This window comes from Saccharopolyspora sp. NPDC050642 (genome assembly GCF_040654735.1).
Lineage (GTDB): Bacteria > Actinomycetota > Actinomycetes > Mycobacteriales > Pseudonocardiaceae > Saccharopolyspora > Saccharopolyspora elongata.
The window spans coordinates 47,471-58,960 of record NZ_JBFAIN010000049.1 but is presented as its reverse complement, the minus strand read 5'-3'; the positions used below and the strand labels follow the sequence as shown (position 1 = coordinate 58,960).

The window sequence follows — 11,490 nt, the reverse complement described above, 5'->3', positions numbered from 1 at the left end:
CGAAAGAGGGAGTGGACGACGCAATAAGAAAAGCGGTGAAAAGAGCATCCCAAACGCTGAGAAACGTCGACCCGGGCGGGCGAGCCGTGGTGGTCAGCCGAGTTGGTTGACCATCACCGCCTCGTGGGCGTTGCCGATCGGGCCGCGCTCGTCGTACAGGCGGGCACTGGCCACGCCGATGCCGGTGGGCTGCACGTCCCGCCGGATCTCCATGCCGAGCCATTCGCCTTCGAACGGCCGGTGCAGGTAGAGCGTGATGTCGGTGTTGATCCACGGCCCGAAGATCGGCCCGATCGGGCTGGCCGCGCTGATGCAGTCGACGAGCACCGCGACGTGACCGAGCGGGCTGAGCGGCTCGCCGGGCAGCAGCGGTAGCGGCATCCGCATCCACGCCCGGCTGGTTCCGCTCGCGCTCTGGTCCGCGATCCACCGCACCTGCACCACGTCGTGCACGCCCCAGCGCAGGCCGAGTTCCGGCGGCAGCAGGTGGCCGCCGGCGATCCCGTCCGGGCCGGGGAAGGGCGCCGCCTCATCGGGTTCCGGTCCGTCCACATCGGAATGGCGCAGCAGCTGGGCGGTGGCGTGCGCGACGTCCTTGTCGCCCGCGGTGAGGGTCGCCTCGACGACGTGCAGCCGCTTTCCGGTCCGAAGTGGACGAACGGAGGTGGCGAGCGGGGTGCGGGGCACCGGCCGCATCAGGTCGACGGTGAGCCGGGCGACGAACAGGTCGGGGTCGTCGGTGTGCTGCTCGACGGCGCGGGCGAGCAGTCCCGCGATCGGGCCGCCGCCGGTCAGCTCGCCCCACGGGTTGCCCGCCGCTTCGCTGGGGACGAACAGCTCGCCGTCGGGGTGGAAAAGGGCCTGGGTGTCGCGCATTCCCCGATGTTACCCGTCGGTAGAAACGGGGTGGTACTGGTCGTTTGCCAGTTTTCTGGCGAGTTGTCGCGGAATGGTTCCACGCTGCGGGATGCGTGTGAGCATCTTCTCGACGGGGACGATTGTTTGAAGCTTCATGTACATTCTTGGTGACGCCGCCAGATACCGACCTTGAAAGGTTCCCCCATGCAGCACAGCCTTCGTGACGTGACGATCTTGGTCGCGCGCCTCGTCGTGGGCGCGACGTTCCTCGCGCACGCCTACCAGAAGTGGGTGCTCTACGGAATTGACAACGTCGTCGCTTCGTTCGGCAAGATGGGCCTGCCCGCGGTCGCGGCCTGGTTCACCGCGCTGGTCGAGCTGCTCGGCGGCCTGGGGCTGATCCTGGGCGTGCTGATGCCGGTCGCCGGCATCCTGCTCGCGGCGGTCATGGTGGGTGCGCTGTTCACCGCGCACCTCAGCGGCGGGTTCTTCCTGTCGGACGGCGGCTTCGAGTACGTGCTGGTGCTCGCGGCGGCCAGCCTCGCGCTCGGCTTCAGCGGCCCGCGCTTCACGCTCACCGGCCTGTTCACCGGCAAGTCGGCGGCCAGCCGCGAGAAGGCCGCGGCCTGATCAAGGCGAAGGGCGCCTCCGGCCATCTCGGCCGGAGGCGCCCTTCGCCGTTGGTCATGCACAAGCCGGGGATCCCGGGGCCCAGGCGGTGTCTGAGGTTCCGCTGCCGGCACCGCAATGCAGAACGAGTTTGGAACCCGTCTCTAGGTCAGGTCGACGGTGATGCGCTCGTCGGCGCGGCGCTGCTCCAGCTTCTGCGGGTCGGGATTGGTGCAGTGCACCAGGGAGGCCCGCGCGGACAGCACGGTGAGCAAGCCGTCCACGACCCCGCCCGGCAGCTGCCATTCCAATGTGGACAGAACACGGTCGTCGCGGCCGATGTGCAGCGCCTCGGCGCGCCGCCGGGCCTCGGCCAGCAGGTCCTCGACCGACAGGTCCAGCAGCGCCGGGTTGTCGCCGCCGACCGGCGAGAGCGGGCTGAAGTCGTCGCCGTGCACGCGGATGTCCGACACGTAGTCGGCGACGCCGCCCGGCAGGCCGCGAACCGGCGCGCCGAGCGCGTCCAGGCCAACGGCGGCGATGGTGTGCGCGCCCTTGCCGCTGTCCAGGTCGGATGCCGGGACGAACGCCACCTCGGCGCCCTGCGGGTCGTCGGTGATGTGCGCCCCGCACCACCAGGCGCCCAGCAGCACCCCGACGGTCTGCCAGTGCGCGGGCAGCGCCACCAGCACCGGCGCGCCCGGCTCCAGGTCGAGCTCGTCGACCAGCCAGTTCGCCGTCTTCGCCGCCCAGTTCGCGGTGGTCGCGCGGGACAGCTCGATGCGCGCCCCGGTGGCGTCGTCGTAGTGCGTGATCAGCGGTTTCGGCGCTCCGCCGGCCAGCAGCGGACCGAGCAGTGCCTGGGTAACGCTCATGCCGCGAGCCTAAGGGGTGGCTGCACTCGTTTTGCGTGGCGGTGCGGGTGGCGGCCCCCTGCGGGAATTGCGGTCCCCGATTTGTGCATGACCAATTACGCGGCTTCGGGGACTGGCCTCGCCCAGTAGCTCAGCAGAGGGCGGGCACCCGCGGCGGTGCGAGCTGAGTCGTCACGGTTCGAGGTCGAAGCCGCGCAGCTGTCCCCGGCCGGCGATGCCGAGCTTCGGGAACACCTTGTGCAGGTGGTATCCGACGGTTCGGTGGCTGATGAACAACCGCGCGGCGATCTCGCGGTTGCTCAGCCCCCGGGCGGCGAGCGCGGCGACTTCGCGTTCCTGCGCGGTCAGCGCGGCGACGTCGCCGCGAGGCGCGGACCCGCCGCACGCCCGCAGCTCGCCGCGGGCCCGCTCCGCCCATTGCCGCGCTTCCAGGCTCTCGAACAGGTCGATGCCGACCCGCAGCTCGGCGCTGGCTTCCGCGGGCCGCCGTTCGCGACGCAACCACTGGCCGTGCAGGAGCGAGCCGCGGGCCCGCTCGAACGGGAAGTCATCGATGTCCGATGTGGACAGTAGGTAGTGCTTCTCCGAATCGTCGGCAAGCGCCAGGCAGCGGTGCAGAACCGCTTGCAACCACGGCGGATTCGCCGGATCGATCGAGGTCTCGACGATCCGCTCCACGCGTCCCGCCCGGACATGAGCTTCGACGGCGTCGGCGGCGGCCAGCCGGGCGATGTGCTCGTGGGCCTGCGGCAGGCCCGGCGCGGACAGCGCGGCCAAACGGTCGCTCGCCTGCTCGACATCGCCGGATGCCAGCTCCGACACCGCCAACGACCAGGTCGCCTGCGCGGCGGCGAGGTTGTTGTGCACCGGAATGGCGCGCTCCAGGGCGAGTTGTGCGTGCCGTCGGCAGCCCGAGGTATCACCGCGCCACGCTGCTAGCAGTGCGAGCTGGGACAGGAAATCGGCCTCGCGCGGCCGCTGGCCGGTGTCGCGGGCCAGGTGGAGGCCCTCTTCGGCGTGCTCCGCCGCGTCCGCCCACAACCCGAGCCGGCACTCCAGCTCCACCAGCCACGGCAGCGCGATCGCCGAGATGGCCAGCATCCCCGTGGTGCGCAGTTGCTCGTGGGCGGCAAGCCCGAATTCCCTGGCCGCCCAAGGATCCCGGCCGAACCGGTTGAGCAACATCGGCAGCAGCCAGCGGTGCGCGCCCGAACGGCGGACCGGCTCGGGCGCGGCATCGAACACCTCCCACGGCTCGGCGTCGACGACCCGCAGCTCCAGTACATCCGCGAGCCACCGGCCGTAGTCCCGGAACCCGGGCAGGTCGGCAACCTGCCGGGCCAGTCGGCGGGCGTCGCCGAGCCGGTCGGCGTGCAGCGCCGCATCGGCGGCCAGGAAGAACAGCTCCCCGGCCTGGTCCGGCAGTTGGGCCGCCCGCGCGTGGCGGCGCAGGAAGTGCAGCGCGGTGACCTGATCGCTGCTGTAGAGCTCGACGAGGCCGCGGGTGCGCACCTGAGTCGGAGTGTTCTCGCTGATCCGCGACAGCAGCGTGCGTGCCAGCCCGATGTGACCGGACTTCCAGGCGACGTGCGCCGCCGCCGCGGTCCGGCGCTCCCGATCGGCCCTGGTCGGACTCAACCGCGCTGCGTGCAGCAGAACCGAAGCGGTCGCGGCAAGACCGCCGCGCGCCTCCGCGTCGTGCGCGTCGGTTTCGAGCTCGGCGGCGAGCGGTTCGTCCGGCCCGGCCGTCGCCAGGCAGCGGTGCCAGCGGGCGCGAGGCGGATCGGTGGCGGCCAGGGCGGCGGCGATCCGCCGGTGCGCCCGGCCGATCTCGCCGCTGGTCGCAGCTGAGTAGGTCGTCGCGCGGGCCAGCGGATGCGCGAAGCGCAGGCGGCCGCCGGAGACCTCGATGAGCCCGGCCCGTTCCGCCGGATCGAGCGGGCCGCCGAGGCTCTCGACCAGGTCGAGGCGCCCGGTGTCGTCGGCCGCGGCGATCAGCAGGGCCGCTTGCGTCTCCGCCGGGAGCGCTTGGAGCTGGGCGGTGAACGCGGCTCGCAGCGCCGCGTCGACCGGCACGCTTCCGTCGAGCGCCAGCCGGTCCCGGTCCGCGCTGCGCCCCAGCGTGGTCAGCGCGAGCGGGTTCCCGGCGGTGGCGGCGACGAGCCGGTCGCGGGTCGGGCCGTCGACGGGCGTGCCGAGCGCATCGAGCAGCCGCGCCGCGCTTTCGCCGTCCAGTCCGGAAAGCCGCAGCTCGGCGAGCCCGGCGCTGTCCACCGCGCGCGGAGCGGGATCGCGCACCGCGAAGAGCATGCCGATCTGCCGGTCCGCCAGCCGTCGCGCGGCGAACAGCAGCGCGGTCATCGAGGCGCGATCGACGTCATGCGCGTCGTCCACGACGACCAGCACCGGAGCCCGCTCGGCGAGCCGGTTCAGCAGCCCCAGCACTCCTGCGCAGACCAGCCGATCCGTCGTCTCACCGGATTTCGTGCCCAGGGCCCGGCGCAGCGCATCCGCCTGCGGCTCGGGTAGCCCGCCGATCTCGTCCAGTACCGGGAGGAGGAGCTGGTGCAGCCCGCTGAACGCGATCTCGACCTCGGATTCCACCCCGTTCGCGCGGAGCACCCGGCCCGGCGCGCCGGCCACGACCTCGGCCAGCAGCGAGCTCTTGCCGATGCCGGCTTCGCCGCGGATCACCAGCGCGCCTCCGGCCGCGATGCCGCCCACCACGCGCAGTTCCTCGTCCCGGCCGATCACGCCACCAGCTTAGGAGCCGCGGGGAGCGGTCAAGACGGAATGCCGGGCGGCATCCGCATCTTGCCGCCCCGGCTCGGCCCACCGCCGACCTCGACGGACGAGCCCGTCATGTAGCCGAAGTCGTCGCCGGCCATCGCCAGCACCGCCCGCGCGATCTCCTCCGGCGCGGCCATCCGCTCCAGGGCACTGACGTTGAGCGGCCCCCACGCGTCCCGAAACGCGGGCCACACAGCGTCCGGGATGCCCGGCGGCCGGACGAACGCGGTGTCCGTGGTGCCGGGCAGGATCGCGTTGACCCGGATCCCCCGCGTGCCGTAGTCCAGCGACGCGGCCTGCACGATGCCCTCGATCGCGCGTTTGCTCGCGGTGTAAGCGGTTCCGCCCGGCCGCGTCGACCCGGACGAGGTGCAGATGATCACGCCGCCGCCGCGGGCGAGCAGGTGCGGCACCTCGTACTTGATCGACAGGAAGACGCCGCGCTCGTTGGTCAGGTGCACGTCGTGGAAGTCCTCCGGACGCATCTCGTGTAGCGGCGCGGTTTTCGTGATGCCGGCGTTGTTGAAGGCGATGTCCAGCCCGCCGAAGCGGCGCGCGGTCTCGTCGACGAAGTGCTGCAGCTGCTCGGGAATCCGCACGTCGGCGGGCAGGTAGACGGCCTTGCCCCCGGCCGCGCGGATCTCCGCCTCGACCTGCCTGCCCAGCTCGGTGCGCCGGCCGCAGAACGACACCCGGGCGCCCTCGGCGGCGAAGGCCAGCGCGGTCGCCCGCCCGATGCCGGAGGTCCCGCCGGTGATCAGCACGGCCTTGCCGGCGAACCGCCCGCTGGGCGCGGCGGCGGGAGCGGGCCGGGTGGCGGGCCCGGCGAGGTAGGCGGGCAGCGCCGAGCCGGTCACGGTGCCGACGGCGCCCACCGCGGCTCCGGCGGTGGCGATGCCGAGCAGCGCGCGGCGGCTCCGCCGTGCCGGTCGGGTGGTGGTTTCCTCTTCGGGGACAGGGGAATTCGTCATGATGCCGGTGCTCGACCTTTCCGGGAAGCGATGTCGCCACCAGCTTCCCGGCGGAGCCCGCCGCCGCCATCTGTCAGAACGACCAGTCCCGCCGCTCCAGGCGCGGGTCCGGGCTGCTCGCAACGGCTGATTTCGCGCGAAATCGCCACCACGCGCCGCGTTCGAAGCGGCCCGAGGTCAGTTGACGCAGGGGATCCCGCCGTCGGAGGTGATCGGCTGCTGGGCGTGCGCGGTGCCGTCCAGGCGCAGCCGGGCCGCCGGGGCCAGGCGCGGCGGGTCCAGGTTGGTCAGCCTCTCGAAGAAGCCCTGCGCCGCCGCCGGATCCACGTTGATGATGTACTGCCCGCGGTCGTCGCGGGCGCCCGAGTCGGACACCGGCAGCGTCACGAACGTGACCCGCCCGGCGGCCAGTTCCTGCATCTGCTGCACGAAACCCAGCGGGTCCCAGCCCTCGTCGAGCACCACCGCGCGGCGGGTCGCCTGCACCAGGTCGTTGATCATCCCCGGGTCGGTGAGGGTGCCGGTGGACAGCACCTTGTTCGCCAGCCCGGCCATGAACACCTGCTGGCGCACGATGCGGTCCAGGTCGCCGCGCGGCAGGCCGTGCCGCTGCCGGACGAACGCCAGCGCGTCGCCGCCGCTGATGGTGTGCCGCCCGGCGGCGAAATCGGCGCCGGAGTCCTTGTCGCTGGTGGCCTGCTGCAGGCAGACGTCGACGCCGCCGACGGCCTCGGTGAGCTCGAAGAACCCGACCAGGTTGAGCTCCGCGTAGTGGTCGATGCGCACCCCGGTGAGGCCCTGCACGGTCTGCACGAGCGCGCGCTGCCCGGCGAGCCGTGCGGCGTGCTCGATCTCCGACTCCGGCATGCCGTCGCCCCGCAGCTTCTCCGCGGTGGCGCTCTTCGTCAGCCCGTAGACGGCGTTGATCTTCTCCGGCCGGCCGCCCGGCACGTCGGTGTAGGTGTCGCGCGGGATGGAAACCGCGGTCGGCTGCGCGGTGTTGTGCGGGATCCGGATCACCACGAGGCTGTCGGTGTTCAGGCCGCCGACGGCCTCGGTGCGCAGCTGCTTCAGCACGCTTTCCGGGAGCGGATTGCCCTGTGCGTCGGTGCGGCTGTCGCTACCGACCAGCAGCACGTCCGTCGCACCGTCGTCGGCGGGTGGCCCCGGCGGCGCATCCGCGAGCACCTTGGCGGAGCTGACGTCGCTGAGCCGATCCACCACGATCCAGCCGATGGCGGTGAGGGCGAGCACGACGGCCGAGACCAGCGCGAGGAGGCTGCGGCCGGCGATGCGGATCCCGGCCCGCTGCGGGCCGACCGACTCCGCCGCCTCCGGTTCCCGTTCCGGTTCGCCCACGTCGTTCCCCCAACCGTTGCGTGCCGACGACCAAGGTTAACCGCCAGGGGAACCCGTGAGGGGCAGCCCGGCGATTAACCTCGGAGGTGAGACGCGCTCACCCCGCCGGCGTGACGCCGGTCATCGAATGCAGGGCACGTCGTCCGCGGTGATCGCGGGCACGTCGTCGGTCGCCGGCTGGGCCAGGAGCGGACCGGCTTGGCTCAGCCTGTCGAGCTGGACGGTCTGGGCAGGAGCGAAGTTCTGCGTGCCCGGGCCCTTGTAGTCCTTGCCCAGGTAGACCTCGACGCTGCCGGCCTCGACGCTGGAGCGCACCTCCGTCGGCACGCCGCCGAGGGCGTCCGACACCTGCTTCGCGGCGGCCTCCTCGCCGGTCGCGTAGTAGATGACCGAGCGGTCCATGGTGTCGGAGTTGGAGCTGCCGCCGGCCTTGAAGCCCTGCCCGGAGATCTCTTCGAGCACCCGCGCGGCCAACCCGCTGGCCCCGGAGGCGTTGTAGACGCTGACCGAGGTCGCGGCCCGGGCCTGCATCGCGACCTGCTTCTGCTGCCGTTCGGTCGGCGACAGCAGCAGATCCGCGGCGAACTGCCGGACCTCGGGGATCTTGATCGTGACGTCCTCCGCGCCGGACGAGCCGACGAGGTGCACCGGGGCGGTGAAGAACTGCACGTTCCCGCCGGCGATGCCCTGCATCTGCTGGGCGAAGCCGAGCACGTCGTTGGCCAGCGCGGGGTCGAGGATGACCGACTTCTGGACGGCGTTGACCAGTTCGGTCAGCTTCGCCGGGTTGGTCAGCGTGCCGGTGGACATGACCTTGCGGGCGAGCGCGGACACGAAGACCTGCTGGCGCCTGCCGCGGTCGAGCTCGTTGATCAGGCCCTTCCGCTGGCGGACGAAGGCCAGCGCGTCGGCGCCCTGGATCGTCTGCCTGCCCGCGTGGAAGTCCGCGCCGGAGTCCTTGTCCTTGGTGTCCTCGAGCAGGCAGACCTCGACGCCGCCGATGGCGTTGGTGACGTCGTAGAAGCCGAGCAGGTTGACCTCGGCGTAGTGGTCGATGCTGACGCCGGTGACGTCCTCGATGGTCTTCAGCAGCAGCTGCTTGCCGGCCAGCCGGGACTTCTCCTCCAGCTCCTTCGGGTCGGTGACGCCGTCCTTCTTCAGCTTCGCCATCTCGGCGTGCTTGCCGCGGTTCATCGTCTCGGTGAGCTTGGTCTTGCCCTCTCCGAGACCGACGTCGACGAGGGTGTCGCGGGGGAAGGAGATCGCGCTGGCGCTCTGCCCGCCGTTGGGGATGCGGACCAGGATCATCGCGTCGGTGAGGTCACCGCCGTCGTAGCTGGTGCGCAGCTCGCGAAGCACGTTGTCGGGCAGCGGATTGCCGAAGGCGTCGTTGCGGCTGTCGTTGCCGATCAGCAGGATGTCGGTGGCGCCGTCCGGGGCGCTCAAGCCCTTGCCGATGACGTCGGCGGTGGAGGTGCCGCCGGCCCCGGGCCGGAACATGGCCCAGCCGAACCCGGTGGTGCTCAGCACCAGCACGGACAGCAGCGCGAACAGCACCCGGCCGAAGTTCCGCGCGCCCCGGTGGTTGCGCCGCCGCTGCCAAACGTCGCCTTCCGGGGGGACCTCCTCGTTACCCGAACGGGGGGCTGAGCGGCGCCGGGCGTCACTCTGCGCTGGCCTGCGGCCGGGGCCGCCGGGCGGCGGGGCAGCGCCACCGCGCCGCCCGCCCGACGGGGTGCCGCCGGACGCTGGCCGGCCCTGTCCACCGGGGCCGCGGGGCGGCACGGATCTACCGGGCTGGCCCTGCGGGCCACCTGGCCACCTCGGCCGGTCCTCCACGCCGAATCCTCCTTGGCCTGTCGGCGAGCGTTACATGTTGGCGAAGTGATTTTGCTCGTGTTCCGGTTGCAGGCTAGCGGTGAACCTGGGGCGGGTGGGCAGGTCCCAGTAACAGGGGTGACATCACTCATAAGAGTTAGGCGCCTTTGTGACGCTGAGTAACGCGGGAACCTGCCTCGTAGCTCGCCGTGTCATGCCAGACTGCGGACGCGGGCCCGCTGCGGGCCGCGGTAATCCCGGCGAGGAAGGGCGCAATGCGGATTCTGGTCACCGGTGGGGCCGGCTTCATCGGCTCGCACTACGTTCGGCAGCTCCTCAGCGGCGCGTATCCCGCGTTCTCCGATGCCGACGTGATCGTGCTCGACAAACTCACGTACGCGGGCAACGAGGCGAACCTGGCGCCGGTCGCGGACAACCCGCGGCTGAAGTTCGTCCGCGGCGACATCTGCGACCGCGAGCTGGTCGGTGGCCTGATCACCGACGTGGACGTGGTCGTGCACTTCGCCGCCGAAACCCACGTGGACCGGTCGATCACCGGCTCGGACGCCTTCGTGCTCACCAACGTCGTCGGCACGAACGTGCTGCTGCAGGCCGCGCTCGACGCCGGGGTCGGCAAGTTCGTGCACGTGTCCACCGACGAGGTCTACGGCTCCATCGACGAAGGCTCCTGGCCCGAGGGCCACGCGCTGGAGCCGAATTCGCCGTACTCGGCGGCGAAGGCGGGCTCGGACCTGCTGGCCCGCGCCTACCACCGCACGCACGGCCTGCCGGTGTGCATCACCCGCTGCTCCAACAACTACGGGCCCTACCAGTTCCCGGAGAAGGTGCTGCCGCTGTTCATCACGAACCTGATGGACGGCGCCCAGGTGCCGCTCTACGGCGACGGGCTCAACGTGCGCGACTGGCTGCACGTCGGCGACCACTGCCGGGGAATCCAGCTGGTGGCCGAATCCGGGCGGCCGGGCGAGATCTACAACATCGGCGGCGGCACCGAGCTGACCAACAAGGAGCTGACCGAGCGGCTGCTCGCCGAGCTCGGCGTGGACTGGTCGATGGTGCGGCCGGTGGCGGACCGCAAGGGCCACGACCGCCGCTACTCGGTGGACCACGGCAAGATCGTCCAGGAACTGGGGTACCGGCCGCAGGTCGACTTCGAGACCGGGCTGCGCGAGACGGTCCGCTGGTACCAGGAGAACCGCGACTGGTGGGAGCCGCTGAAGGCCCGCGCGGAGGCGGCGAAGTGAGCCGCCTCGCCGTGCTGGTCCCGGGCGGCCACGGCCAGCTCGGCTCGGAGCTGGCCCGCATCCTCGCCGCGCGGTCCGGCGCGCTGGTGCACGCGCCCGGCTCCAAGGAGCTGGACATCACCGACGCCGAGGAGATCGCCGACGCGGTGGGTTCGTTCGCGGAGGCGGCGAAGGACGCCGAGCTGGAACCAGTGGTGATCAACGCCGCGGCCTACACGGGAGTCGACGCGGCGGAGTCCGACCCGGATCGCGCGGCCCGGATCAACGCCGAAGGCGCCGCCGACCTGGCGAAGGCCTGCCGGACCAGCGGCCTGCCGCTGCTGCACGTGTCGACGGATTACGTGTTCCCGGGCGACGGGACCCGGCCGTACGAGCCGGCGGACCCGACCGGGCCGCGCTCGGTGTACGGGCGCACGAAGCTCGAAGGCGAGCAGGCGGTGCTGGAATCCGGCGCGCGGGCCTGGGTGGTGCGCACGGCGTGGGTGTACGGCGCGCGCGGCGGGAACTTCGTGAAGACGATGATCCGCCTGTCCGGCGAGCGGGACTCGCTGTCCGTTGTGGACGATCAGATCGGCTCGCCGACCTGGGCAGCGGACCTGGCGCACGGCCTGCTGGAACTGGCCGGGCAGGTCGCCGAGCGCCGTGACCCGAAGCAGAAGGTGTTGCACTGCACCAATTCGGGCCAGGCGAGCTGGTTCGAGTTCGCCCGGGCGATCTTCGCGGAACTGGGCGCGGACGAGAACCGGGTGAACCCGTGCACGACGGCGGACTACCCGCTCCCGGCGCCCCGGCCGGCCTACTCGGTCCTGTCCGACGCGGCCTGGCGCGAAGCGGGCCTGACCCCGATGCGCCCCTGGCGAGAAGCCCTGGCGGCGGCCTTCGAAGCGGACGGCGAAGCCCTCCGGGGAAGGTGACGAAGTCGCCTGACCCGGTGAAGCCGACCGC

The 11,490-nt window shown here is 71.8% G+C and carries 10 protein-coding genes; 4 read left to right on the top strand and 6 right to left on the bottom strand.

Annotation, left to right across the window (positions count from 1 at the left end):
- Window positions 1–110, top strand: a 110-nt coding sequence (locus AB0H93_RS39660; RefSeq protein ID WP_358580966.1) for a dodecin domain-containing protein, incomplete at its 5' end; no start/stop codon positions are given.
- On the opposite strand, the gene AB0H93_RS39655 is transcribed toward AB0H93_RS39660, so the two are convergent.
- The gene (locus AB0H93_RS39655) at window positions 94–876 is read right to left on the bottom strand and encodes a thioesterase family protein (protein ID WP_358580961.1); all 783 of its coding nucleotides are present in this window, start codon (window positions 874–876) and stop codon (window positions 94–96) included. The two genes, AB0H93_RS39660 and AB0H93_RS39655, sit on opposite strands and share 17 nt — an antisense overlap.
- A 186-nt stretch (window positions 877–1,062) precedes the next feature.
- Between AB0H93_RS39655 and AB0H93_RS39650 the strand changes: the two genes are divergently transcribed.
- Window positions 1,063–1,488, top strand: coding sequence for a DoxX family protein (locus AB0H93_RS39650; protein ID WP_358580959.1), 426 nt, complete (start codon window positions 1,063–1,065; stop codon window positions 1,486–1,488).
- 143 nt (window positions 1,489–1,631) lie between these two features.
- Here the strand turns inward: AB0H93_RS39650 and AB0H93_RS39645 are convergent, their stop codons facing one another.
- The 5 genes from AB0H93_RS39645 to AB0H93_RS39625 form a co-directional block, all read right to left on the bottom strand.
- Window positions 1,632–2,342: a TIGR03089 family protein gene (locus AB0H93_RS39645; RefSeq protein ID WP_358580957.1), complete on the bottom strand. Its 711-nt coding sequence runs from the start codon at window positions 2,340–2,342 to the stop codon at window positions 1,632–1,634.
- Window positions 2,343–2,513: 171 nt separating this feature from the next.
- Window positions 2,514–5,096, bottom strand: coding sequence for an AAA family ATPase (locus AB0H93_RS39640; RefSeq protein WP_358580955.1), 2,583 nt, complete (start codon window positions 5,094–5,096; stop codon window positions 2,514–2,516).
- A 29-nt stretch (window positions 5,097–5,125) separates the two neighbouring features.
- Window positions 5,126–6,103, bottom strand: a complete 978-nt coding sequence (locus tag AB0H93_RS39635) for an SDR family oxidoreductase (RefSeq protein ID WP_358580953.1) — start codon at window positions 6,101–6,103, stop codon at window positions 5,126–5,128.
- Between the two features lie 177 nt (window positions 6,104–6,280).
- Window positions 6,281–7,462 carry an LCP family protein gene (locus AB0H93_RS39630; RefSeq protein WP_358580951.1) on the bottom strand — a complete coding sequence of 394 codons (1,182 nt, stop codon included), beginning with the start codon at window positions 7,460–7,462 and terminating at the stop codon, window positions 6,281–6,283.
- Window positions 7,463–7,582: 120 nt separating this feature from the next.
- Entirely contained in the window at window positions 7,583–9,019 is a 1,437-nt protein-coding gene (locus AB0H93_RS39625; protein WP_358580949.1) for an LCP family protein, read from the bottom strand.
- 536 nt (window positions 9,020–9,555) lie between these two features.
- On the opposite strand from AB0H93_RS39625, the gene rfbB reads away from it, so the two are divergent.
- The gene (rfbB, locus tag AB0H93_RS39620) at window positions 9,556–10,545 is read left to right on the top strand and encodes a dTDP-glucose 4,6-dehydratase (protein WP_358580947.1); all 990 of its coding nucleotides are present in this window, start codon (window positions 9,556–9,558) and stop codon (window positions 10,543–10,545) included.
- On the top strand, window positions 10,542–11,459 hold the full coding sequence (gene rfbD, locus AB0H93_RS39615; RefSeq protein ID WP_358580944.1) for a dTDP-4-dehydrorhamnose reductase: 918 nt from the start codon (window positions 10,542–10,544) through the stop codon (window positions 11,457–11,459). The genes rfbB and rfbD overlap by 4 nt, the downstream gene beginning before the upstream one ends.
- Window positions 11,460–11,490: the final 31 nt, after the last annotated feature.